Source organism: Exiguobacterium sp. s145, from assembly GCF_018618835.1.
GTDB lineage: Bacteria > Bacillota > Bacilli > Exiguobacteriales > Exiguobacteriaceae > Exiguobacterium_A > Exiguobacterium_A artemiae.
The window spans coordinates 42299-67208 of record NZ_JACSMV010000005.1; the positions used below are offsets into that span (position 1 = coordinate 42299).

Below are 24910 nucleotides of genomic sequence, written 5' to 3' on the forward strand. Positions count from 1 at the left end.
TAAAACTGTAAAAACGCCAAGCTTCCCTTAGGAAGTGGCGTTTGCAGTCACAATATACCAGGCTCCTTCTTTTAAAAATGGTGAAATCGACACATTTTTAAAACCTGCAGCATGAAGTTGTTCTGTTAGTTCTTCTTTACCCGGCAACGGATAAAGATTTTCATGTAACGTCATGAACGCATTGAATGCGGCAGAGAATGGCGCACCGTGTTCACTGCCACGTAATGGCGTGACTAAAATGACCGTCCCGTCATCCTTAACGAAACGCCGGACCCCCTCGAGAAGACGAAGACGTTCTTCCTTCGGGAAATAATACAAGATGTTATTCATCATGACGCCGTCATATGTTTCTTTGACATCAAAAGTTTTAATGTCACCGACAGTAAAGTCGATTTCACCGGTCGTATCCCGCCGTTTCGCTTCCGCGATGACCGATTCCTCAATATCAATTCCTGCCAGTCGCAGTTCAGGCAAAGCTTCGTGAATTTTACGTAAGTAACCGCCGTAAGCACAGCCGATGTCTAGCAATGATGTCACGTTTTGACTGCGGATGATATGACGGACGGCAGGAAACGCAACGGTCTCCACTAATGCGGATGTTTCTGCCACAATATCGCCGTGTTCTTCCCCATCGAACTTTTTCTGCTGGCCATGTTCCAAAAATTGTGGATAAGAGAACAACGCAGGCAGATGCAGTTCCATCAATTCGGATAACATAAAACCGATACTTCTTTCATCTGTTTTAGATAATTCCGGCAATACGTGACGGGTCGCTGTATATCGTAAGTCTTTCTTTTTCAGATGTCCTACCGCCAATCCGACTTCAAACCAACGGGATAAGGCTTCTGTCGTCAATGGTTGCTTGAGACGAACCTGAGCCTCAGCTTGCGTCGCCCCTGATCCTAATACATCAAAGAGACCGTATTTATACCCGATGTAACCATGCCATAAAGGTAAAACAGGTTCAGCTCGTTTCATCCACTTTCTTGCCCGGAAAACTTTCGTCCATTCTTTCAACTGTGCCACAAGCGTTCCCCTCTCGACTGCGTAATATATCCCTTTTCCCAAATAACAACAGTTTGTAAACACAAAAAAACACACGTTCCTCTTTATGACGAGTAACGTGTGTGTAATCCGACCAAACGGATTGTCTGATTGATGATTGACCTGGGTCGGATTAAAAAAATTGCATACCGTACGGTAACGAATATCCAAGGAAAATCGTTACGAGGACGAGTACCGCAAATCCAAGCAGGAAACCGGAATAGGATTTCCCTTTTTTAAGACGAACAAGTGTCAGTTCTCCAAAAATCAGGACAAGCAGACCGGCTGTGATTTTCGCATGGTACAAGCCATCCGGATTAGCAGACTGTCCCATGATCGTGATGTAGAGATAAAGACCCGTCCCAAACGTCAAGAGCAATAAGAGACGGAATGCCATGTGAACGCCTTTCGCAGCACTTTTTCCGTTCTTATACATCGAGAACGCAACAAAAAATGTAACAAGCAGTAAAATCCATAATAAAACGTGTGTGTGTACAAATGCAGTAATCGGCATTTGATTTCCCCCTTTGTTCATTCTTCATTCATCGTATCTGATTTTTCACTTCAGACATAGTATTATTTTTCCGACATATCAAGTCCGTCAGGAACCACCATGTATTCCTGGACACTCTGCGGCAGCTTGACAGTAAACGTGCTTCCCTGCTTTTCGACCGACTCGACTGTAATCTCTCCATCATGTCCTTCGACGATTTCTTTACAGATAGCAAGACCAAGACCGGTTCCGCCAATTTTCCGGCTGTCCGAATTATCGACCCGGTAAAATTTATCGAATAGCTTCGCCAAGGCAGACTTCGGAATCCCGATTCCTTCATCCCGTACTGCAAACTGGACATGATGATGGTCCGCTTCCAACACGACTTCGATGTTACCCCCGAACGGAGAGTACTTGACAGCATTGTTCAACAGATTATTCATCAGTTGCTTCATTTTTTCCTCATCCGCTTCAATCAGAGGACAAGCATCGGTCAGGGAACGGAACGTGATCGTATGATTCGTTGTCGATGCCGCGTAGAATTGCGTCGTTTCTTCTAAAAGCGGTTGTAGATTCAGTAGTCCTTTTTGATAGGATTGAATTCTCGCTTCCATCCGTTGGACATCCAAAAAATCATTGACGAGATTCGATAAACGTTCCGTTTCCGAGTGAATGGTTTTTAAATACTTATCTTGTTTCGAAAGATCCATCTTCCGATTCAACATCAGTTCCGTAAAACCGTAGATCGAGGATAACGGTGTCCGCAGTTCATGCGAAACGGTCGAAACCAATTCCGATTTCAGACGGTCCATCTCGGTTTCCTTCGTCACATCACGCAAGACAAGCATCGTCCCTTTCCGGATCCCTTCCACTTCAATCGTTTCCACATAAAATTGAATGAATACGACTTGCTGATGGATCGAAAATTGCAGACTGTCCTTCGGAACTTCCCCTCGTAAAATACCTTCCATGTACCGGGCAAAGATTTCAGGTTCATCGACAACCGCACGAATCGTATTAAGGCATCCTTGCAGCGTTTCGTTTTTGGCCGCGCCATATTGAAGCTCCGGAAATAGATCGTACAGCGGACGATTGACGAACACTTCGTCTTTTCCCGGTTCAATATAGATGACCGCTTCGCGGATTGAATCCAAAATGCGTTCGGTTTTTGTTTTTTCACGGTTCATCTCATCAAATAATCGCATTCGCAACAAGGAAAGAGACAACTGGCGTGAAAACGACATGATATCGCGCATCTGTTCATTCGTAAACTGATCCCGGTAACGGACAAGATAAATGAATGCAATGGCTTCTTCCGATGCCGGATCAAAAATCGGAACTGCCGTCTCATACATATAGTACGGATACGGCAACGGATGATCGCTCGCGACTTGCTTCGAGGAATGAACGGCTTTTTTTAATGACTCCGCACGTTTCAACAAAGACAGATCACTTCCGAGCAATCGTTCTGACAGTTCTTCCGTCATCCCGTGCGTTACGATCGAATACGCAGATCCTTCATCGACAAACACAAGGGCTCCGATTTCGGAATCCGTAATGGCAATCAGCTTTTCAATAATTTCCGGATATGCTGTCAAGGCTTCCCGAGCTGCCAACGTTTCCGTCAAATCATTGCGATATTGCAGATGTTGTTCATTCCGCATCGTTAACTCAAGCGCTTCCTCAAGTTCCTGTTGTTGCGCCTGCAGTTCTTCCTGCTGTGCCTGCAATTCTTCCTGTTGCGCCTGCAGTTCTTCATTTTTAGCCAAGAGATGCTGTTTATTATCTGAGATGGAACTTGCCATTTGATTAAATGACAAAGCTAGAATTCCGATTTCATCTTTCCGTCCGGATACTTTGACATGTTTGATATCTTCGCCGCCGGCTAGACGCTGGCTGTTTTTAACGAGTGACAACAGTTCTGCCGTAATTTTCCGGATGAACGGATAGACGAAGAAAATCAAGACCCCGACTAATACGATGATGTTCGACAGCCAAATTAGTTGGGTCGTCTGAATTTCCTGTTCCAACTGACGGCTCGTTTTTTCCGACCAGTCTTCGAGGAAGTCGCGATACCCGCCAAGCGCCAACTCGCTTTTGTTGATTTCCGATAACACATCAATGTTTCCGGAAGCGTCTAATTTGATTTGTCCATTTGCCAGCAATTCTTTACCGAGCGGCAACGATGTTAATGTCTTCCCTTCCAAAAAGGATTCCGTGACTGTTCCGGATGACTTCGCTTCCACATACGATTGAATCAACGGCAAAATCGCTTCGAAGTAATAAGCATAGAGTTCACGTGAAGAACGCGCATAATCTTTTCCTTGCTGATAAATCGCATTTTCTTCAAACCAACGTGTCTGCTCATCGATCGTTTTGCGTTGGTTGATCATCTTCTGGTAAATATCCTGATCACCAATCAGCGCATAACCCCGCATGTTGAACTGCAAATCCTGCCATTCTTCCCATAGTGCACCCGCACGGGCGCTGCGCTCTCTGATGTCTTCCAGTTTCAATCGGGTTTCCTGCAATTTTGTATCCGTATAAGTATAGACAATCAGCGAAGAAATCATAAGTGTCGTTAACACGATATAAAAGGAAGCCATTAACTGGCGTCCGATTTTTCGATTAATCCACTGGATGATCACTCAATATTCCTCCTACGACATCAATCAATTCGAGTGGACTGAATGGTTTCGAGAAGAAATAATTGGCTCCGATTTCTTCCGCCCGTTCCCGGTCAGATTGTTGACTTTTTGCTGTCAACATCATGATTTTTAAATTTTGTTTATCTGGATGACGTCGTACTTTTTCGATGACTTCGATTCCGGTCATTCCAGGCATCATATAATCCAGTAAGACAAGATCGTAATGCTGACTCATGATTTTCTGATACGCTTCATCACCATCTGTCGCTTCGTCAATCGTATACCCTTCGTCTTCTAACGTATCGAGCACCAGCATACGTAATACATCTTCATCTTCCGCTAATAAAATCCGTGCCATCTATAAAACCTCCTATGGTATCCGGTTATTCTTTTACATACCTTTTCATTTTACACAGTTCTTTCATATTTAGAAATGAAAATCGTCTGACGAATCGGTTCTGCTCACTGAATATGTGACAGAATCGATTCTTCAGACGAAAGATCATCAGTAAATTTCAATCACTTCATGAAGAGCAAACGCATAAATCAGTTTCCGGCTGATCCGGATGTGCAGGATGGCTTCCAGTGCCTCTTGATATAAATTTAACTGGGTCGCATAACGTGTCCGCAACACTTCAGCTTGATTTTGATTGTCGGTCGTTTCAAAGACCTGGTCCGATTTATAATCCAGCAGAATATATGTGTCTCCGTCTCGAATCAGGCAGTCGACAATCCCTTGCATGACGGCTTGGTCACTCGGACCGTGCCAATCGGACCGGAATCTGGCGGAATCAATCTTATAGGTGAAGGGGAGTTCCCGGTAAACTTCCCCTGCCAGAAGACGTTGCTCAAATAACTGTCCGGTATCAGAGGCAAGGAACGTCGTTAGTTCAGGAATAGCTTCCCGCATTGTCTGTGCCTCTAAACCCGAAATACGTTCCGCCTGTTCCCAGTCGAGAATCTGTTCCTCAAATGGACGACCGGATTCGTAAAGCTGCATGGCTAAATGCAGAACCGTTCCACGTTCTGCCCCGGTCAATACGGGACCTAAAAATTGCGGAGTCCGGTAATACGTCGACTGGCGATGCGTCGATTCGAAGGCCGCCCGTTCTAATTGTTCTGTCCGCTTCAACTCTGTCACAGTTTGTTTCGCCGCAGTGTCCGTTGCGACCTGATACGGATACTGATACGCAAAAGCCGCTTCAATTTGAGTATTCAGCGTCTCGTCACCGGCATGATCAATTTTTTCAAGAACACGGACGTGTTCCAGTTGTTCGACCATCTTCGTCAGTTCTTGATACGGGGCAATCTCATCGAGCGCGATGACCCGAAATGACCAGCGCGGTTCCTCTTCGCTCAACAGGAAATTGCGCAGGACGGCTGGTGCCACCCAGTCCGCATATGCCTTGGCATTCCGCCGATCCATTTCCGGCAACAACAGTTCATCGAGCGGCTGATCCTGCCATTTGATCAATTGATCTTCCAGACCTTTAATCGCTCCGACAAGAATCAGCTTTTCCTTCGCCCGTGTCATTGCGACGTAGAGAACACGCATCTCTTCCGCCTTCATTTCCCGGTCCATTTCCCGGCGGATGACTTCTTTGAGAAGCGTACCGGAACGCAGTCGTTTGACAGGATCAATGGCATCAAGGGCAATACCATACGTCTTGTGGAGCTGGATTGCCTGAATTTGATCTTGTTTATTAAACTGCTTGCCTAACTGGCTGACAATCGTTACCGGGAACTCCAGTCCTTTCGATTGATGGATCGTCATGATCCGGACGACATCTTCGTCCTCACCTAACGACCGGGCTTCCGAAAAATCTTCCCCGCGTTCGACTAAACGATGAATCAGACGCAAGAAACGGTATAATCCCCGATAACCGGACGCTTCGTACTGATGGGCGCGTTCATACAAAGCATTTAAATTCGCCTGTCGGCTCCGTCCGCCGTTCAGACAACCGACGTATTCGAAGTAGCCAGTCTGATCAAACAAGGAACGGATCAGACTTGCGAGCGACTTTCCGCGTGCTTCCGTCCGCCAGTGGTGCAGTTGATTAAGCGCTTCATCGACACGCAAACCGAGCGGTGTCTGTTCTTTCGCCACAAGTATAGCGGCTTCGTAAAACGACCCGTCTTTTGATTTAGCACGAATTCGACCTAGATCCCGATCCGTCAAACCGAAAATCGGTGACCGCAAGACACTCGCGAACGGGATGTCTTGCAACGGATTATCGATTGTCTTGAGCAGCGACATCATGATTTGAATCTCAGTTGCTTGGAAATAGCCGCCCGTTGTATCCGCATAAACCGGCAGTTCGTATTGTTCAAAAACGTCGACGAGTGCCTGAACCCGTTTTCCCCTCGATCGGACGAGGACGACGATATCACGGTATTCGCACTTCCGGAATCGTTTTTGTTTCGCATCAAAGACGAGATACGGATTCTCATCGTTTACCATCTCGATGATCCGTGTCGCTATGACTTGCGCTTCGAGTTCCTCTTTGTTTGTATCGGTCTGATCGACTAACAGTAGTTCGGGATCAACTTGAGTCGAATCAACATACCCAAGATTCCCTAACCGCAAGTAAGCCGCTTCATCATAATCAATTTCTCCGACGGCTTCGTCCATGACTTGACGGAAAATATGATTGGTTCCATCCAAGACTTCCAAACGGCTCCGGAAATTTTTCGTCAAATCAATGCGTGTCCCGACTTCGGTTTGTTGGAATCGTTTAAACTTATTCAAAAATAATCCCGGTTCGGCATGACGGAATTTATAAATCGATTGTTTGACGTCGCCAACCATAAACAGATTCCCGGTGGCTTCATCTGATTTGGAGACAAGTCGCAGGATTCGTTCCTGTACTTCGTTTGTATCCTGATACTCATCGACTAACACTTCGATGAAACGTTCTTGAAGAAGACGGGCGACATCCGTCGGCTCGCCGTTTTCTTCCAAGATGGCTAATGCAAAATGTTCAAGATCAGAAAAATCTACGATTCCCCGCTGTTGCTTCGCTTCGAGATAAGCTGCCGAGAAACTGCGGACAAGCGTAACAATCATCTCGACATGTCCCAATTGCGAACGTAAATCTTCCAGATAATCGACCCCGTCTTTCTCAACAAACAGATCCCGCATTTTTTTGAGGTCACTGACGAGACGCGTCCGCTCGGTCTGGAATTTTTTCATTTCTTCGTCTCCACGGACTCCTTTCCAACGGCCGAACTCGACAGCTTGAAAAGCCAGGGCGACGGTAGTCCAACGATCCTGTTCCGGATTAATCCGCCGGACCGGGGCGACATCCTGCACTAACAGATCTGCCATCTCATCGTATCCGGACTGTCGCAGGCGATATGATAATTCCATATACCGATTGATGACCGGGGCGACCCGTTCCCATTCCAGTTCAAATAACCGTGTCAACAGACTGGATTCATCCGGATCGATCGGTTGATCGTACTGAGCGATCAAATGGTCATAAAACGCTTCCGGGTCTGGAAGTGATCGAGAAAAGCGGTATAAATTCGAAATAAGTGTCAACATCGCCTGATCGTCCCGATCCGACGTATAGCTATCGATCAGTTCATAAAATGCCGGATCTGCCGAAGCATAGAAGCTCTCAAACACTTCCTCCAACACGTCATCCTGCAACAACAACAACTCTGCTTCCTCGGCAATTCGAAACGCCGGATCAAGACCAATCCTGTAATAGTTTTCACGTAAAATCGATAAACAAAAAGAATGAATGGTCGTAATTTGAGCACGATTCATCATTTGCCGTTGTTTCTTTAAATAAAGATCATCCGGGGCCACTTTGATTTTCGCTTCGATGGCTTCGATGACACGCGTCTTCATCTCTTTTGCTGCCGCGTTCGTAAACGTCGCGACCAGAATTCGGTCCGCTGTCAATGGATCCTCCTGATTGATGACACGTTGCGTCAACCGTTCTACTAATACTGCTGTTTTTCCGGAACCGGCGGCGGCGGATACTAAAATATGCCCGCCTCTCGCATCGATTGCCCGTTGCTGTTCATCCGTCCACTGCACACTCATTCCGTCTCCTCCTTCAACCGTTCCAAGACTTCTTTTTCCGACAACGGATTTAATTGCCGGTAGTCGTTTCCGAGAGACTGATCAAACTGGCAGACGGAACGATACTCGCAGAATGTACAAGGCGTCCGCTCCTGGTAATCAAACGGATCAATCGCAATGTCTCCTGCATACATCGATTGACTGCTCGTCTTCAACTCATCCCAGGCATGATCCATTAACGCCGTCAATTCTTCCTCTTTGACGACACCTTTCGTATGTGACTTATGAAGACCGGTTTTGGTGAATGTTACTTTGACGAGCGGCGATTTTTTACGTTCATCATACGCAATCTGATCCATCGCTCGTAATACTTCATCATTTTCAACGATAACCCCTTGCATTTGGTACGACTCGAGCAATAATCGGTTCCGTTCGATTTCGTCCGCCGATAAATCTCCGCGCATCATTGGATTTTTGACGTGGAAGTAGAGAGCTCCGGCTGGTTTGGCCTGCTGATTAAATAGAACTTCCGACTGTTCGACAACCGTTTTTAGATACAACAGCATTTGAATCGCCAGTCCATAATAGATTTCGGCAAAATCCAGCTCTTTGGCACTCGATTTATAATCGACGACCCGAACGTATAATTGATCGCCGATCGTCGCCTGATCCACGCGGTCAATTCGGCCTGTAAATTCAATTTCGGTGCCGTCCGGTAAGGTAAATCGAAGCGGCGGGAACATGGCGTTCCCAAAACTGATTTCAAACAAATCAGGTTCGAACTCGGAACGTTCCGCCTGTTTAACAAGCATTTTGGCTGTCTGCTCGACGACATCCGTTAATTTTTTCTTGATGTAACCAAAACGGTTCGAACTCATCAAAATCGCATTTTGAATTTCCGGCGTCACTTTCTCGACAGCTTCTTTCGCGAGATTGCTGCACGATTGGTCATCCAGTTCACGCCAACGTTTCCCCGAGGCTTTGATGTTCATCGATAAATCATTGAGGGCTCCGTGGAACAGGTTGCCGATGTCCGGTGCTTCGAATTTATATAATTTCCGTTCTTTTAACCGTAGTCCATACCGGGCAAAATGTTTATAGGAACAGGCATTGTAGGTCTCAAAGCGGGAGACACTGGCTTTGATCGTGTCACCGTACAGATTACGTGCCAGATCCTCCGGCAACGGTTCTGCCTGGTTTTGATAAAACAAGGCATTGGAGAACAGGGCCATCCGTTCGCGGCCCCGTCCGTTCTCAAGCAACCGATTATACACATCAAACCAGGACGGTTGAATCGGATAACGACGTTGAAGCCGTCTCAATTCGATTGCCGCTGCTGCTGCCGCCCGTTCCGGACTCGTCACGAACTGAAGCTGATCATCCGGCGCATGATCCCCTGCTTCTGCAAAGTATGTTTTTACCGGACGATCCTGCAGCAGTTGATGTTTGATCTGCTTAACGATTGATGCCGGCTGAAGCGCCTTTCCGTCCTCATCCACAAGTGCATAACTGATATGCAAAGATTCACTTGGTGCCGTCACCCCTTGATAGAGGTAATACAATTCGTCGTCAAATACATCCAAGGATGCTTTGCCTACCGGAATGCCCTGATCATGCAGGAAGTCATGATCGCCTTCTGACAATAGTTTAGACTGGTCTTCCACAAGTGGAATCAATCCGTCATTGGCACCGAGTAAAAAGACCACTTTGACCTGTTGTAAACGCCCCCGGACGTAATCCGTTGCAATCACTTGATCGAGCGAAGGGGGAACTAGTGAGAAGCGGAGACTTTCAAGCCCGGTCTCGACCATTTGGACAAACAGTTCCGTTGTCAACGTAGCTTCAGGTGCCGCAGCTTCCAGCTGTTCAAAGAGATGCAGTACCGCTTCATACACTTGATCATGTTCACGTGCCTGACTGAGTTCGTTGACTTCAAGCGCTTGTTGCTTCCACACCGTCAACCGGTCGGTCATATGATGTTCTTCCAGGAAACGGTACAAAGCGCGTGTATATTCACTCATGGTCTTAGAGGCCTTGAATCGCTTTTCAAGCGGTTCGATCGCCTCGACCAGAAATTGACGCCATTCGTTCAGCTCGAGTTCCTCTTGTAATTCAGCATCCGTCAAACTGATTTCATCGGCTAAACGGCGCTTCAGTTGCCATGGTTTTTTCCACATCGAACCCTTGATTCCGCGCTCCAACACAAATGTTTCCAGGCGATCAAGTGCTAACCGCGGATCTTCTGCCGGAAGTGGAATCAGTTCTGTTTTCAGCAGACGAAAAACAGATTCTTCCCGGTAACCCGTCATCACGATTTCGAGGACGGCATGGACTAATTCGACGATCGGGTGATGCACCATCGATTCCCGTTGATCCAAAAAGTACGGAATATCATACAGTTGAAAAGCGCGTTCCAAGTGATCGGCGTATGGCTCCAGGTGACGGACAAGAAAAGCGATATCCTTGAAACGATATCCGTCATGACGCACGAGTTGAATGGCTTTTCTGACGGCGGCTTCCGTCTCGACTTGACGATTGACGGCAGCAGAAACCGTCACTCCCGTCACCTCTTCATCCGTTGGCGGGTAGCCGGGCGACAGAAGTGCTTGTTCGAGCATCCGCAAGCCTGTGCTCTGAAATTTAACGGTCTGTCCATAATAAATGTCTTCATGCGCAATCTGCCGCTCTTTCATCTGTTCAATCAACTGCATGTAACAGCGTTGTGAAACTCCAAACTCAGACTGTTTCGTATAAACGTCTTCGACATCGAGTGTAAAACTCAGGTGCATATCTTTCGTCAATTCCATCAATCGGAGCAAAACTTGCTGTTCCTGTAACGAAAATTCATAAAAACCGTCCACGAATACAGAAACATCGCTTAAATCAGCTTTTGGTAACAGCTCGATCAAGGTCGTAAAATAATCGTCAGCATGAAGGGCCTTATCTGAGATTCGTTCAGTAAAACGTTCATAAATCAGGGCTAAATCATTTAATTTCGGTGAGCGTTCCGGTGACGCTCCACTGATTTGACGTAGCATATCCGGATTTACTAAAGAACGTTTAAACGAGGTAATCAATTCGTCTAATCCTTTGTAAAAGCCGGGCATATTTTTCGTCCGTTTAAAGATTTTCAACTCTTCTTCCGCCTCTTCAACAACTTGGCGTAATAGTAGTTGTGTCCCCGTTTCATCTAAAAACGGAATCACCTGGTTTCCGTAATCCCGGATCATGTGGAAGGCAAACCGGCGTAAACTCATGACTTCCATCCGGACAAGACCGGACAGCCGAGGATCCGTCGCAATACGCCGTTCCATCTCAAAGGACATCTGATCCGGTACGATGAAATAGATGGATGGACCAAGCGGTTGCTCAGCTAACTGGTCAATTACCTGTTCAATTAATGTTGTGGTCTTGCCTGTACCGGCACGACCTAAATGCATGTAATTCATTGTGTCAGATCAGCGGACACCTGTGGTTGTAACATCAGGTGGGCCGACCTTCACCTCCTTTAAATAATATCGGGGAGCTTTATGCCGCTTTTGTCCTCTCATATGAAATGAGTGCTGAAAATAACAGACCGGACCTCTCCTCCTAGACGTTATCATATGTATCATTATCTCATAAATACGAACAAACGTCCGTTTTAAATCAAGATTACATTTTTTCTTTTTGTGCTCTTTCTATTCAGTTTAAATCATTTATCAAGTGGTTCGTGTGGAGTTGCAAAAAGCGGGTAAAGACTGAGATAATGGTTGTCTTCATCAGACTGAAAAGAAAGAGGGACAGACATGCTTTATGAAGACCTTGGTCAAAAACAAGCAATCGAACAACTCGTCGCACGTTTTTATGAGCGTGTCTATACAGATCATCTTCTTCGTCCTTTATTCCCCTCCGACCGCCGGCACGTTGAACAGGCTCAAACACGATTCTTGATTCAACTGACAGGTGGTCCGAAACAATATGATGCGTATGATGAACGAATGAATCTTGCCATGATTCATCGTCTTTTGCCCATCAAAGAAGTGCATGCCATCCGGTGGATTGAACTGATGACGATGACCATCGAAGAGACCATTTCTGATTCAGAAGCCGCGACACGTTTAATCGAACGCTTACGAATCGGTGCCTTCAATGTTCTGCGGATTTGTGATGCTCATCAGAACGGATAAGGGATTTTTCTTTCTCATCGGTACATTTCAAGGTAAAATAAAAATTGGAGGCGATAACCATGACTGAAGAACAAGATAAAAAGAGTGAATTAGTAAAAAGCGCACTCGAACAGGCTGAAGCAGCCAAAGCGACAGAAGAGCCTGTCGAAGAAGAAAAGTCAGACGAACAAAAACGCTTAGAACACATCCGGGCACTCGTGACGCTCGAACGTGGCTCTGATTATTACCGGGTTGTCTTCTACGACGATCATAAACATTTGATTTTCAAAGAACTGGATTATGACCGGGTTGAGTTTGTCGGCCGATTCTACAATGACAGTTTCGATCCGACAAACCAAACAGAACTGGAAGAAATCTCTGAGAAGGCGCTTGCGACATCGATTCGCAAACGTTTCTTGTAAGACCTGCAGTCTTCTTCATATAAAAGCCGTGCCACCCTCATGTATTCATGGGGAGAGCACGGCTTTTGCTGTAGGCAGACAATACGTCGTCTGCTTGAGATTATAGTTGTTCTTTTGTATTTCGTTTTTTACGGCGCATGACATAAGCGAGCACTCCGCCGGCAACGGCCAGTCCTGTTGCTGCTAAAACAGGTAAAAGAACTTTTTTCGACGTTAATTTTTGTTTTACTTGCTCCAAACGAGATTCCGTCACTTCTTTTTGGGCAACCGAAGCACGACGATTGATTGTCATGTGTTTTGCAGCATCTGTTACGACGATTCGTTTCGTCACCCAGCGTCGATTTCCTGACTCGTCGACGACAAGCTGACGGGCACGTTTAATGCCTTTGATCCGTTTCCCCGGTGTATTTTCCGGTCGGACAATACGTGAACTGATGAAGCGACGTCCACCGTTTACACCAAATCCGGGTTGTAATTTTCGTCGGTTTAACCATTCATATGATTCATTCATTGTGCAGCGGTCTTTCGACCGCTTCACCTCCCTTTAATTCTCTCTCTCGCACCTTACTGTTTATTCGCTGTGTTAAGTAGTGATTCCTGTTAGAATGTTCCACTTATCGTGCTTTATTAAACGTCATCGGTCGTTCTTCCTGAAATCTCCGTTGCATTTCATACGCTAGTTCCAACGTTTTGATCCGTTGTCGTTCGATACTGTAGGCTGAGGCATCGGTATCGATTCGTTGTCCTGTTTGAAACTCCACTTGAACAGTATTCCCCTTTTTTTGAACAGTCTTCATCTGTTTAAAATTGATCCAAATACATTCCGCCTTCTCTTTTGCGGTCGTCGGGAAGAAAATCGTTTGCGCCTTCCAATCAATCAAAACCGGTGTCTTTCGATTCGGTCCCAGGATATGTCGAGCCGCTTCGATTCTTCCACGCATCGATGAACCAAAATATAAACAGGATTCTTCAATCAACTTAATCGGATGGCCTTCTAATACGACTTCCGACTGTTCTTGAATAAGTAAGGTTTGCGGTTCCCCGTATGGGCCATATTTCGGTACGAGGGCCAATGTTTCTTCTGTAATTTTATGTCGCATCCTGATTTCTCCCTTCTTGTATTAGTATCGTTATATCAAATTCCACATGACTTCGTTTGGACATTCTCATTATTTCCCAAAATAAAAAACGAGATATGACTATCTCGTTTTTTAAGATCTTATTTTTTTCCGGATGATTCTTCCTGAAAATGTCGTGGAAAATTAAATTTCACACAAACTTTATTTTGTTCATTTCCCGTAATGAGATTTTCAATCGTCACTTCTCCTTCATGCCGTTCGACAATCCGTTTGACGATATATAATCCAAGGCCAAACTTGCCTTCTTTTCCACGTGAAAATTGATGGAACAGCGGAGAAGACGCCTCTAACGGCGGACCGTCATTCAGAATTTCGACAGTAGCCGTCTGCCGGGTGCCGGAAAGGCGAATTTCAATGGTGGACTCCGCATAACGAATCGCATTATCCAGCACATTTTCCAGTGCTACACGCAATTGTTCCCCTTCCCCTAACACGATGCCCGCTTCCCCGGTGATCTTCCACGTTAACGCTTTTGTCCCGACAAACCGCTTTTGAAGCAAGTGAACCATCCGGTCCAGGTCGACATGGTCCCATGTTGAACGATCCAGTTCAAAGTAATCCAGTTTCGTTACATACAACAAGGCCGCGACTTTTTTCTCCAAGCGTTCCGCTTCCTCTTCGATGACGGAAACAGAACCTGTCAAATCACCGTCCGGATAAATTCCGTCCGAAATCGACTGGGCGTAACTGCGAATGACCATGATTGGTGTTTTCAAATCATGTGAGATATTTTGGAGCAGGGATTTTTGCGCTTTATCCTGTTTTTCCAAATCCATTCGCATCGCGTCGACTGAACGGGCCAATCGTCCAATTTCATCCCCGCGATCAAGAGGAAGAGGCGTATCCCACTTCTGTGCCGCTATCTTGCCGACTGCCCGCTCAATCTCGATTAAAGGATGGGTCAACCGTCTGGCAAGCCAAAAGGCGATGAACAAGGTCAGGATGCTGACAATCGCGACCACCCAACCGATTTTCGAAAATAACTGGGTGATCAGTTCCTGGCGATACGCATCCCAGACGTACGAAACACGGTAATAGGTCTCACCTTTAATCTCCATCTTTAAGATGCTGTAGTAGACATCCTCTTTATCCAGACGGGTCGTATATTTTTGCATTTCTTTTTCCTGGTCAATCGCATCACGATACATTTGATTGACCAGCTGTTGCGGTGCCCCGCCATAATACAACTTTCCATTTTTCGATAACAATAAGACATTGACAGAGCGTGATTCCTGTTTCCGTCGATCGAATTCGATCGGATTGTCTTGTAACATCTCGATGACAGAGGCATCTTCCGAGAAAAAGACTTCACTGTTTTCTAACGTCGCATAAACTTGCTCATCAATGAAATTACCAATCGATGAGCGCATGACGATTAATATGACAATGGAGAGTGTTGCAATGACGAGCAGGAACATCGCCCAGATTTGAAAACCCAGACTCCGATTTTTCATGCAGCCACCAGACGGTATCCAATCCCGTAAATGGTTTCAAGTTCCAATTTGGAAAGTTTTTTTCGGACCCGTCGGACAAGGTCATCGACGACACGATCCGATCCAAAGTAATCGTCTCCCCAGACGCTCACTAAAATTTGTTCCCGCGACATCGGTGTTCCGATTTGCGTAGCAAACAGAATCAATAAATCATATTCTTTTGAGGTCAAATCAATTTCCTGACCATTTTCTTCGATGATTCGTTTTTCCGGATAAATCGTGTAGTCTCCATACCGGATGAGACCAGTTTTAGGAGTCGCATATGCCCGTGCTAAAATTTTCTTTACACGAATGACGAGTTCACGCGGCAAAAACGGTTTTGCGATGTAATCGTCCGACCCCATCTCTAGTCCGATGATTTTATCGATGTCTTCATCCCGGGCCGAGATAAAGATGACCGGTGTCGTCTCGTCGTGGGCTTTAATCCGTTTGATCAACTGGAACCCGTCAAGGTCCGGTAACATGATATCAAGGATCCATAAATCAGGTTTTTCAATGATGGCGGATGCTGCCGCTTCCCCGGACGTAAACGATTTTACTTGCCAGCCTTCCTGTTCCAAATACTTGACCAAGACGCGGTTCAAGTTCACTTCATCGTCAACTAAATAAATCGTATGCATCATCATCACTCCTGCTTAAGTTCTTTTTTTCAGTGTAACAAAGGATTTCCGCAGAATTATGGGAGAATCTAAAATTATACAAAAAAACGCTCTTTTCTAAAGAAAAGAGCGGCGTACGTTAGACTTAATTATTTTACAAGGCGCAACGATGGATATGTCGCACGTTCTACCTGTGTTTTTGTATTTGCTGATACATGACGACGTTCCGTTTTCACGATGTGTGTCAGGAACGTGACACCGCCACCAAGCAAGACGGTCACACCAGTCATTAAAATAATCTCCATTATTTTCGCCACCCTTTTCTATCGCAATTGATAATCAGTATCATCCTCAAGATGACTATATCATGCTTGATAGAAAATGAGAAGCATTCTCAGAGAATTAATCGGTTAAAAATTTCCGCTGTTCTTCTTCATGACGTTTCCGAATGATTTCCCGCCATTGAAACTCTCCCTGTTCCAATCCGTTTATCAAAATTTCGGCGGTTCCGACATTTGTCGCAAGCGGCAAATCGTAAACATCACATAACCGGATCAACGCCGATACGTCCGGTTCGTGGGGTTGGGCGGTCAGTGGGTCCCGCAAAAAAATGACGATATCAATTTCTCCACGGGCAACCATCGCCCCGATTTCCTGATCGCCGCCGAGCGGTCCCGACTTACAGCGGTGGACCGTCAATGCGGTCGCCTCCATGATCCGTTGCCCTGTCGTACCCGTGGCATATAAGGTGTTTTTGGCAAAGTAGGCTTCATATGCCCGTGTAAACATCATCATCTCGTCTTTTTTCTCATCGTGTGCAATTAAGGCAATATTCATTTGCTCTCCCCCTCTTTACCTATATGCACACAAAAAGAACTTCAGAAACCTGAAGTTCTTTTTTCTACAGTAGATTTACGAATTGGTCGGTTGTTTTTTCAAAACTGTCCGTAAAATCTTACCGGTCGTATTTCGCGGCAGTTGATCAATGAATTCAATCCGCGTTGGACATTTATACTTGGCAAGTGAAACGGCACAGAAGTCCATGATTTCCGATTCGGTCAATGGTTCACGAACGACAACAAACGCTTTGACTGCTTCTCCCATTTCTTCGTCCGGTACACCGATGACGGCTGCTTCGACGACTTTCGGATGCTGGTACAATACTTCCTCGACTTCACGCGGATAGACGTTATAACCGCCGACGATGATCATATCTTTTTTCCGGTCGACGATATAGAAGTAACCATCCTCGTCCTGTCTCGCCAAGTCACCGGTATAGAGCCAGCCTTCTTTTAACGTCGCTTGTGTTTCTTCCGGCATTTTGTAATAACCCGTCATGATGTTTGGTCCACGGACAATCAGTTCACCGACTTGTCCGACCGGAACTTCCTGCCCGAGTTCGTCCACAACTTTATTTTCAACATTCACGATCGAAGGGCCGATCGAGCCCGGCTTTTGCACGCCGTCGAGCGGATTAAAACAGGTGACGGGAGAAGCTTCTGACAGACCATATCCTTCAAGGATATGACAGTTAAAGGTTTCGTCAAAGGCTTGCAATAACGGAACCGGCAGACTTGCTCCACCCGATACGAATAAGCGGATGGATTCAAATGCACTCGTATATTCCGGATGCGCCTTAACCGTCTGCAACAGGAAATTATACATGGTCGGTACACCGGCAAAAATCGTCACCTGTTCCTTTTTCGCCAGTTCAAATGTCTCCTGAGGTGAAAAACGTGAAGCGATGATAATGGCTGCGCCGTGTGCAAGCGATGCATTGACGACGACCGTCAGACAAAAAACATGGAACATCGGTAATACAGCGAGTGTCCGATCCTGTTCCGAAACATTTAAGTACTCGCCGATGGAACGGGCATTCGAAGTCAGGTTCCGATGTGATAACATCGCTCCTTTTGGTTTCCCTGTCGTCCCGCTCGTATAAAGAATGACGGCTGTCTCATCCATTTCATACGTTACTTCCTCGGTCGGATGTTCAATCTCCAACCAACGTTCAAGCGTTGTAAATTGAACAGTTCCAAGCTGTTCTTCCGGACCGACTTGACCGTTAAACGGAACGGACACGACGACGGCAAGATGCGGTAAATGAATCAATCGCTCTTTTGCCGCTTCGACAAGTGGTGCAATTCCGAGAATCCCTTTGACATCCCCGTTCATCAGAATATAACCGAGCTCATCCGGTGTATACGTTGGATTGATCGGTATCGCAATTGCCCCTTGCTTCATCACGGCATAATATCCGATCAAAAAAGTCGGACTGTTTCCAAGGATTAGAGCAACGTGATCTCCTTTTCGAATTCCATGTGATTCGAGTGCTCCGGCTGCCCGGTGAAACTTCTCAACAAATTCACGATAACTGACTGCGACATCTTCAAATACGTAGGCGATGCTGTCCGGACGTTGCCGAGCCGTTTCTTCCACCGAATGAATCAATCCCATCATAACTAGCTTCCCCCTTCGAATGAATAACCGTTCATTTTTAGCGTAAAAAAAATCCATACATGACGTGTCCGCCTGTATGGATAGTGTAGCATTTTATGGAAACGTTTTCACGTTCTTTCTTTTTAACCGTTGACGATGACGCCGCCGTTTAGATGCAAGACTTGACCCGTCATATAACTCGAATCGTTACAAGCCAAGAAGACGTAAGCAGAAGCCATTTCTGCCGGTTGTCCGGGGCGATCCATCGGCGTGTTTTTACCAAACGTTTTGACCGATTCATCCGGGAACGTATCTGTGATCAATGGTGTCCAGATTGGACCTGGGGCAACTGCATTGACGCGGATTCCCTGTTTCGCCAGGTTCATCGACAGACTGCGTGTGAAGCTGACGATGGCTCCTTTCGTCGACGAATAATCAATTAAGAGGGAGTTTCCTTCATATGCTGTCGAAGACGTCGTATTGATGATAGCTGAGCCGAGCGTCAAGTGAGGCAAGGCTGCCCGTGCTAGACGCATCATTCCGAAAATATTTGTTTTGAATGTTTTTTCCATCGATTCATCTGTGATGTCGAGCAACGAATCTTCCGGTTTTTGCATACTCGCATTGTTGACGACAATATCAAGACGACCAAAACGGTCGATGGTTTTTTTGACAAGTTCTTCACAATAGGCACCGTCTCCGATGTCTCCTTGAGACAGCAACACTTCTCCACCGAGCTCTTCAAGACGGGCTTTTGTTTCCTCCGCGCCTTCCTGATCGCCGTAGAATGCAATGACGATTTTAGCACCTTCCAATGTATAGGCGATTGAGATCGCACGTCCGATTCCTGAATTACCACCCGTTACGATCGCGACTTTTCCTTTTAATTTCCCGGCAGCGCGGTAATCATCCCGTTCATAATACGGCAACGGCTGTTGATCTTCCGTTTTTGGCAGACCTTCCGAAACTTTTTCAAAGTTGATGAAGTCGTTTAATGTACCCTCTAAAAAGTTATCTTTGTTGTAGCCCATGAAAAAAGCTCCCCCTATGCAAGTTGATAGAGAGAGTTTTCCCAAAAAAGCTTATGCTAAAACGTCAAGCACTTCGTCCAGCTCAACAGCTCCGAAATATTTCTTCAATTCGTACTGACTCAGGACTTCACGTAATGAAGAGCGGTCATACCGTTTTCCTTCCAACGCCCGAGCAATTTCCGAAGCATCCTCGACTCCGAAGAAGTCGCCGTAAATTTTCGCTTCTTCGATGATTCCCTTTTTCACATTCAGGCGGAAATCAATCGTTCCGATCGGGAAACGTTTTTTATGAATCACATCAAACTTCGGTGATTTACCGAAATTCCAATCCCAGTTTCCGTACCGTTCAGCGGAAATCGCATGGACTTTTGCCCAGTCTTCATCGGTTAAGACGTACCGCTCCATCTCTTTTCCTTCATAAATCGATTCCAGGAGATGCTCGACGAATTGATCCATCGTCAACGGTTCCGTCAAAAATTCAGAAATATTCGCGACCCGGCTCCGGACCGATTTAATCCCTTTGGAACGCATTTTTTCTTCACTGACGACCAAGGCATTGACGACTTCCTCGATGTTGGAATCAAGCATCAGTGTTCCGTGGCTGAACATCCGGCCTTTAGTCGTAAATTGGGCGTTCCCGCTGATTTTCCGGGTTCCGACATGGATATCATTGCGACCTGACAACTCTGCTTCGACTCCGAGTTTGTGTAAGGCTTGCACAACCGGTTCCGTGAACTTTTTATAGTTGTTAAATGAATCACCGTCATCTTTCGTCAGGAAGCTGAAGTTTAAGTTCCCGTGATCATGATAAACGGCACCGCCACCGGACAAACGACGAACGACATGAATTCCGTTTTCCTCAATGTATTTCAAGTTGACTTCTTCACTCGTGTTTTGATTTTTACCGACGATGATCGATGGACCGTTAATATAAAACAGGAAATAATCTTCTTCGTTGACGTTCAGATTATTTAGGATGAAGTCCTCGACAGCAAGATTGATCCGTGCATCGTGAATATCGGGATGGAAAATGAATTTCATAAGTTTCTTGTACTCCTTTAGCAATCAAATTTAGTTACAGCCGTCGACTCCACACGCGTCACCTTCAGCTACGATTTCCACTTTTTGTTCTTGCTGGATCCGTTCCAGCACTTGACTGAATGCTTCAACAGGTTGTGCGCCTGAAATGGCATATTTCCGGTCAAATACGAAAAATGGCACACCCGTCACACCAAGTTCACGGGCCATTTCTTCTTCTTGACGTACTTCATCGGAAGACTCCTCTGATGCGAGAAAAGCTTCCACAGTTGCAGGATCCAGTCCGACAGCAGTCGCGATTCTTGTCAAAATCGAGTCATCATTTAAGTTCTCACCGTTCATGAAATAGGCTTGGAATAATTCTTCTGATACCTCGTCCATTTTATCATGCTTTTTCGCAAGTTGGGTCAGGCGGTGAGCTTTAAATGTGTTGGCAGGAACAACACGGTCCATCTCATAAAACAGACCATCCGTTTTCGCGGCATCCACGACGCCTTGCGACATTGATCGGGCTTGATCGACGGATGTCCCGTACTTGGATGCCAGGATGTCGTACAATCCCATTGTCGGTGTTTCCGGTGCTGACGGATCGAGTTCAAAACTTTTAAATTCCACCTCGACATTTGTCGCTCCATTCTCCTGAATGGCTTTTTCCAAACGTTTTTTACCGATATAACAAAACGGGCAGGCATAATCTGACCAGACTTCAACTTTCATTTCGTTCCATCTCCTTCATACTAGTTATCATGTACATTTAGCATAATCGTCCGGACAGTTGCTTGCAATGAATCTGATTCCAGACGACAGCAAAAAGGGGCTGACTCAAAAAAGAAACACTCATTCTTTTACGCCTTTTCCTCAGGCGAGACACAAGCCAGTATTTCTGCCTCGTTCAGGCAAAAACCCGGGTCTTGTTTGTCTCTGAAAGCGCAAAATTGCGCTTTTCCCTGTAGGAGTGGCGTGAAAAGAGTGTTTCTTTTTTAACGCAAAAAGGGTGGCAGATTCCAATTCTGCCACCCTTTTCTTTGTAGAATCTGACTTTTGAGTCAGCCCCTTTTGTCGAACCAAGATTTATTCTGTGACGAGTGCGTGCGCCGCATCTTCGATTTCAATCTCGAGTTCTTTTGTATACTCTGCTGTTTGTGCAGCTGTCCAGTTCAAGTGACGAGCCATCTCTTTGATGACGGCTTCTTTGTGCTGACGTGCCCATGCAATATCAAAGAAGACTGCGCCGGTCCGACGGATGAAGAAGTCAATTGGACGGGCTACCATCTCGTGATTGATACCGTAATAGAGTTGTGCGTAAACATCACGCGGTAATTCTGTTTCCGCCGCATCATACTCTGCCGCATATTCCAAAACAACCGGTACGTTTGAACCGTAGCGTTTCGCAAGGAACAAGACTTCTTCCGACGTTAATCCGTTTGCCGGTGCTTGTGATTTCAAGAACTTCGCATATCCGGCTGCTCCTCCGACATGACCGCCTGAAATCGGCATGTTTTTTGTTGCACAACGGGCATACGCGACATTTTCTTCTTTTTTGAGAAGTTTTGCGACGAGATCGACGACATGCTCGCCCATTTTACGGTAGCCGGTCAGTTTTCCGCCGGCGATTGTAATTAAACCGGATTCAGACTGCCAAACTTCGTCTTTCCGTGAAATTTCAGATGGATCTTTGCCTTGTTCGTAAATCAACGGACGAACACCGGCCCAGCTCGATTCCACATCTTCTGCTGTCACTTTGACATTAGGGAACATATAATGAATTGCGTCTAAGACATAATTCTGGTCTTCGACTGTAAACTTCGGATGCGATGTATCTTTGTCGAAGAACGTATCCGTTGTTCCGACGTATGCTTTTCCGTCACGCGGAATTGCGAAGATCATCCGACCGTCCGGTGTATCAAAGTAAACAGCTTGTTTTAACGGGAATTTTGACTGATCGATGACGACGTGAACCCCTTTTGTCAAACGGAGTTGCTTTCCGACTTTTGAACCGTCTTTTTCACGCAATTCATCGACCCAAGGACCGGTTGCATTAACGACTTTTTTCGCACGAATTTCATGAACGTCCCCTGTCGCGAGATCCGTCACGCGCATCCCGACGACTTTTCCGTTTTCATACAGAATTTCTTCCGCTTTCGTGTAGTTGATGACACGTGCTCCGTGCGCAACGGCTTCTTTCATGACTTCAATCGTCAAACGGGCATCATCTGTTCGATACTCGACGTAATAACCGCCGCCTTTTAGACCGTCCTGTTTCACGAGCGGCTCTTTCGCCAATGTTTCTTTTGCCGACAACATCGAACGCCATTCCGAACGTTTGACACCTGCTAAGAAATCATACACCCGTAATCCGATTGACGTACTGAACGGTCCGAATGTACCGCCTTTGTGCATCGGTAACAACATCCATTCCGGTGTCGTGACGTGTGGTCCGTTCTCATACACGATCGCCCGTTCTTTACCGACTTCAGCGACCATTTGAATTTCAAATTGTTTTAAATAACGTAAACCACCATGCACCAATTTCGTTGAACGGCTTGACGTTCCGGCTGCGAAGTCTTGCATTTCAACGAGTCCAATCTTCATGCCACGTGACGCGGCATCAAGAGCGATTCCTGCTCCCGTGATTCCTCCACCTACGACAAGTAGATCAAGTTCTTCACGCGTTAATCGATTGTAGACCTCTGCACGGTTTTTGCTTGAAAATGGTTGGTTTGCCATGAATAGTTCCTCCTGTTTTGGGTTCGAAAAAAAAGAGACCACAACAAACAGACTGACGGTGTCAACTGTTGCTGTGGTCTCTCCATATTCTCCGACCGGTTTATTAACTTATCTTGACTATAACATATGTCACATCATTTAAACAACATTGCCGCTTGAACTGCTTTTTTCCATCCAGCGTAAAGATCTTCGCTTTCGGCTTCCGCCATGTTCATCTCAAAACGACGATCCATCTTCCAGTGTGCTGCGATCTGCTCTTGATTTTCAAAGAATCCGACGGCAAGACCTGCAAGGTACGCTGCTCCGAGAGCCGTCGTCTCATTAATTTCCGGACGTTCGACCGGTGCCTGGATGATATCACTCTGGAATTGCATGAGGAAATCATTTTTGACAGCACCACCGTCGACACGTAAAGCAGACATTTCGATTCCGGAATCCTGCTCCATCGCCGTAAGAACGTCACGCGTCTGATAAGCCAGTGATTCAAGTGTCGCCCGGATGAAGTGTTCTTTTTCCGTTCCGCGCGTCAGACCGAAGACTGCACCACGAACATCGCTGTCCCAGTAAGGTGTTCCGAGACCGACAAAAGCAGGCACGACGTAGACGCCGTCTGACGATGTCACACGTGTCGCGTAAGTTTCTGTTTCCTTCGCATCATTAATGAGACGAAGTCCGTCGCGTAACCATTGAATCGCTGAACCGGCGACAAAAATACTGCCTTCGAGCGCATACTGGACTTTACCGTCGATGCCCCATGCGATTGTCGTCAGAAGACCGTGTTCCGATGTCACGGCTTTATCACCTGTGTTCAGCAACATAAAGCATCCCGTTCCGTATGTGTTTTTCGCCATTCCTTTTTCGAAACAAGCTTGACCGAATAGCGCAGCCTGTTGATCTCCGGCAGCTCCGGCAATCGGAACCGATTCACCGAAGAAGTGATAGCCAGCTGTATGGGCATAAACTTCAGAAGACGGACGGACTTCAGGAAGCATCGCTTTCGGAACATCGAGAAGCTGAAGTAATTCGTCATCCCATTTCAGTTCATGGATGTTATACATCAACGTCCGGCTGGCATTGGAATAATCCGTGACATGGGCTTTACCGCCTGACAACTTCCAAATCAGCCATGTATCAATTGTTCCAAACAACAGTTCACCACGTTCTGCCCGTTCCCGTGAACCTTCAACGTGATCCAAAATCCACTTGACCTTTGTTCCAGAGAAATAGGCATCAATCAATAAACCTGTTTTTGCCCGGAATAATTCGGCATGACCGGCACTACGCAACTCGTCACAAATCTCAGCTGTTTGTCTCGATTGCCAGACAACTGCATTATGAATCGGCTTTCCTGTCTCTTTTTCCCAGACGACCGCTGTTTCCCGTTGGTTCGTGATTCCGATCCCGGCGATTTGGGTCGCTTTAACGTTAGCTTCCGTCAAACAGGTTGCCACAACAGCAAGGATACTTCCCCAAATTTCATTGGCATTGTGTTCAACCCAACCTGGTTTTGGAAAGTATTGCGTAAACTCACGTTGTGCGGAATGAACGATTTCTCCGGCACGGTTGAATAAAATCGCCCGTGTACTCGTTGTTCCTTGATCTAATGACAAAATGTAGTTCTCCATCTCTTCCCCATCCTTTGTATCTAGTAAG

Annotated in this window: 20 protein-coding genes; 2 read left to right on the forward strand and 18 right to left on the reverse strand. The window is 46.1% G+C overall.

The genetic code is table 11. The annotated features are described in order from the left end of the window. Positions 1-27 precede the first annotated feature (27 nt). The 6 genes from KNQ07_RS06665 to addB all read right to left on the reverse strand — a co-directional run bounded on the left by KNQ07_RS06665 (position 28) and on the right by addB (position 11670). Positions 28-1026, reverse strand: coding sequence for a class I SAM-dependent methyltransferase (locus KNQ07_RS06665; protein WP_012369639.1), 999 nt, complete (start codon positions 1024-1026; stop codon positions 28-30). A gap of 151 nt (positions 1027-1177) precedes the next feature. Continuing rightward, entirely contained in the window at positions 1178-1558 is a 381-nt protein-coding gene (locus tag KNQ07_RS06670; RefSeq protein ID WP_012369638.1) for a DUF1516 family protein, read from the reverse strand. 62 nt (positions 1559-1620) lie between these two features. Beyond that, complete coding sequence (locus tag KNQ07_RS06675; protein WP_214765618.1) at positions 1621-4185, reverse strand: ATP-binding protein; 2565 nt, start codon at positions 4183-4185, stop codon at positions 1621-1623. After that, on the reverse strand, positions 4166-4543 hold the full coding sequence (locus tag KNQ07_RS06680; RefSeq protein WP_012369636.1) for a response regulator: 378 nt from the start codon (positions 4541-4543) through the stop codon (positions 4166-4168). Before KNQ07_RS06680 ends, KNQ07_RS06675 begins: the two co-directional genes overlap by 20 nt. Positions 4544-4690: 147 nt before the next feature. Then, a complete protein-coding gene (addA, locus tag KNQ07_RS06685) occupies positions 4691-8242 on the reverse strand; it encodes a helicase-exonuclease AddAB subunit AddA (protein WP_214765621.1) in 3552 nt (1183 codons plus the stop codon). Further along, a complete protein-coding gene (gene addB, locus KNQ07_RS06690) occupies positions 8239-11670 on the reverse strand; it encodes a helicase-exonuclease AddAB subunit AddB (protein ID WP_214765624.1) in 3432 nt (1143 codons plus the stop codon). The genes addA and addB overlap by 4 nt, the downstream gene beginning before the upstream one ends. A gap of 339 nt (positions 11671-12009) precedes the next feature. Here addB and KNQ07_RS06695 point away from each other — a divergent pair, with 339 nt between their 5' ends. Together KNQ07_RS06695 and KNQ07_RS06700 are read left to right on the forward strand one after the other, a co-directional pair. Continuing rightward, positions 12010-12390, forward strand: coding sequence for a truncated hemoglobin (locus tag KNQ07_RS06695; protein ID WP_214765627.1), 381 nt, complete (start codon positions 12010-12012; stop codon positions 12388-12390). Positions 12391-12449: 59 nt separating this feature from the next. Next, positions 12450-12791, forward strand: coding sequence for a hypothetical protein (locus KNQ07_RS06700; RefSeq protein ID WP_012369632.1), 342 nt, complete (start codon positions 12450-12452; stop codon positions 12789-12791). A 100-nt stretch (positions 12792-12891) separates the two neighbouring features. Here the strand turns inward: KNQ07_RS06700 and KNQ07_RS06705 are convergent, their stop codons facing one another. The 12 genes from KNQ07_RS06705 to glpK all read right to left on the reverse strand — a co-directional run bounded on the left by KNQ07_RS06705 (position 12892) and on the right by glpK (position 24882). Next, on the reverse strand, positions 12892-13302 hold the full coding sequence (locus tag KNQ07_RS06705) for a hypothetical protein (protein WP_214765630.1): 411 nt from the start codon (positions 13300-13302) through the stop codon (positions 12892-12894). A 103-nt stretch (positions 13303-13405) separates the two neighbouring features. Then, positions 13406-13891 (reverse strand): competence protein ComK, encoded by a 486-nt coding sequence (locus KNQ07_RS06710; protein ID WP_012369630.1) that lies wholly within the window; start codon positions 13889-13891, stop codon positions 13406-13408. A 119-nt stretch (positions 13892-14010) separates the two neighbouring features. Continuing rightward, entirely contained in the window at positions 14011-15384 is a 1374-nt protein-coding gene (locus KNQ07_RS06715; protein WP_214765633.1) for a sensor histidine kinase, read from the reverse strand. Beyond that, complete coding sequence (locus tag KNQ07_RS06720) at positions 15381-16046, reverse strand: response regulator transcription factor (protein WP_012369628.1); 666 nt, start codon at positions 16044-16046, stop codon at positions 15381-15383. The genes KNQ07_RS06715 and KNQ07_RS06720 overlap by 4 nt, the downstream gene beginning before the upstream one ends. A gap of 125 nt (positions 16047-16171) precedes the next feature. Further along, positions 16172-16327, reverse strand: a complete 156-nt coding sequence (locus KNQ07_RS06725; RefSeq protein WP_167315838.1) for a hypothetical protein — start codon at positions 16325-16327, stop codon at positions 16172-16174. 97 nt (positions 16328-16424) lie between these two features. Continuing rightward, positions 16425-16859, reverse strand: coding sequence for a methylglyoxal synthase (locus tag KNQ07_RS06730; protein ID WP_012369626.1), 435 nt, complete (start codon positions 16857-16859; stop codon positions 16425-16427). Positions 16860-16934: 75 nt separating this feature from the next. Further along, positions 16935-18479, reverse strand: coding sequence for a fatty acid--CoA ligase family protein (locus KNQ07_RS06735; RefSeq protein WP_214765731.1), 1545 nt, complete (start codon positions 18477-18479; stop codon positions 16935-16937). Between the two features lie 125 nt (positions 18480-18604). Next, the gene (locus KNQ07_RS06740) at positions 18605-19492 is read right to left on the reverse strand and encodes an SDR family oxidoreductase (protein ID WP_012369624.1); all 888 of its coding nucleotides are present in this window, start codon (positions 19490-19492) and stop codon (positions 18605-18607) included. 51 nt (positions 19493-19543) lie between these two features. Then, positions 19544-20533, reverse strand: coding sequence for a lipoate--protein ligase (gene lplA, locus KNQ07_RS06745; RefSeq protein WP_012369623.1), 990 nt, complete (start codon positions 20531-20533; stop codon positions 19544-19546). A 30-nt stretch (positions 20534-20563) separates the two neighbouring features. After that, positions 20564-21247: a DsbA family oxidoreductase gene (locus KNQ07_RS06750; RefSeq protein WP_214765635.1), complete on the reverse strand. Its 684-nt coding sequence runs from the start codon at positions 21245-21247 to the stop codon at positions 20564-20566. A gap of 354 nt (positions 21248-21601) precedes the next feature. Beyond that, a complete protein-coding gene (locus tag KNQ07_RS06755; protein ID WP_214765638.1) occupies positions 21602-23257 on the reverse strand; it encodes a glycerol-3-phosphate dehydrogenase/oxidase in 1656 nt (551 codons plus the stop codon). Between the two features lie 134 nt (positions 23258-23391). Then, complete coding sequence (glpK, locus tag KNQ07_RS06760; RefSeq protein ID WP_214765641.1) at positions 23392-24882, reverse strand: glycerol kinase GlpK; 1491 nt, start codon at positions 24880-24882, stop codon at positions 23392-23394. Between the last annotated feature and the right edge of the window lie 28 nt (positions 24883-24910).

Coding starts and splice junctions, on each gene's coding strand:
- KNQ07_RS06750 (WP_214765635.1), bottom strand. CDS start 21,247: ATGAAAGTTGAAGTCTGGTCAGATTATGCCTGCCCGTTTTGTTATATC.
- KNQ07_RS06730 (WP_012369626.1), bottom strand. CDS start 16,859: ATGAATATTGCCTTAATTGCACACGATGAGAAAAAAGACGAGATGATG.
- KNQ07_RS06725 (WP_167315838.1), bottom strand. CDS start 16,327: ATGGAGATTATTTTAATGACTGGTGTGACCGTCTTGCTTGGTGGCGGT.
- glpK (WP_214765641.1), bottom strand. CDS start 24,882: ATGGAGAACTACATTTTGTCATTAGATCAAGGAACAACGAGTACACGG.
- KNQ07_RS06715 (WP_214765633.1), bottom strand. CDS start 15,384: ATGAAAAATCGGAGTCTGGGTTTTCAAATCTGGGCGATGTTCCTGCTC.
- KNQ07_RS06700 (WP_012369632.1), top strand. CDS start 12,450: ATGACTGAAGAACAAGATAAAAAGAGTGAATTAGTAAAAAGCGCACTC.
- lplA (WP_012369623.1), bottom strand. CDS start 20,533: ATGAAATTCATTTTCCATCCCGATATTCACGATGCACGGATCAATCTT.
- KNQ07_RS06710 (WP_012369630.1), bottom strand. CDS start 13,891: ATGCGACATAAAATTACAGAAGAAACATTGGCCCTCGTACCGAAATAT.
- KNQ07_RS06705 (WP_214765630.1), bottom strand. CDS start 13,302: ATGAATGAATCATATGAATGGTTAAACCGACGAAAATTACAACCCGGA.
- KNQ07_RS06740 (WP_012369624.1), bottom strand. CDS start 19,492: ATGGGCTACAACAAAGATAACTTTTTAGAGGGTACATTAAACGACTTC.
- KNQ07_RS06720 (WP_012369628.1), bottom strand. CDS start 16,046: ATGATGCATACGATTTATTTAGTTGACGATGAAGTGAACTTGAACCGC.
- addA (WP_214765621.1), bottom strand. CDS start 8,242: ATGAGTGTGCAGTGGACGGATGAACAGCAACGGGCAATCGATGCGAGA.
- KNQ07_RS06695 (WP_214765627.1), top strand. CDS start 12,010: ATGCTTTATGAAGACCTTGGTCAAAAACAAGCAATCGAACAACTCGTC.
- KNQ07_RS06670 (WP_012369638.1), bottom strand. CDS start 1,558: ATGCCGATTACTGCATTTGTACACACACACGTTTTATTATGGATTTTA.
- KNQ07_RS06755 (WP_214765638.1), bottom strand. CDS start 23,257: ATGGCAAACCAACCATTTTCAAGCAAAAACCGTGCAGAGGTCTACAAT.
- KNQ07_RS06680 (WP_012369636.1), bottom strand. CDS start 4,543: ATGGCACGGATTTTATTAGCGGAAGATGAAGATGTATTACGTATGCTG.
- addB (WP_214765624.1), bottom strand. CDS start 11,670: ATGAATTACATGCATTTAGGTCGTGCCGGTACAGGCAAGACCACAACA.
- KNQ07_RS06735 (WP_214765731.1), bottom strand. CDS start 18,479: ATGGGATTGATTCATTCGGTGGAAGAAACGGCTCGGCAACGTCCGGAC.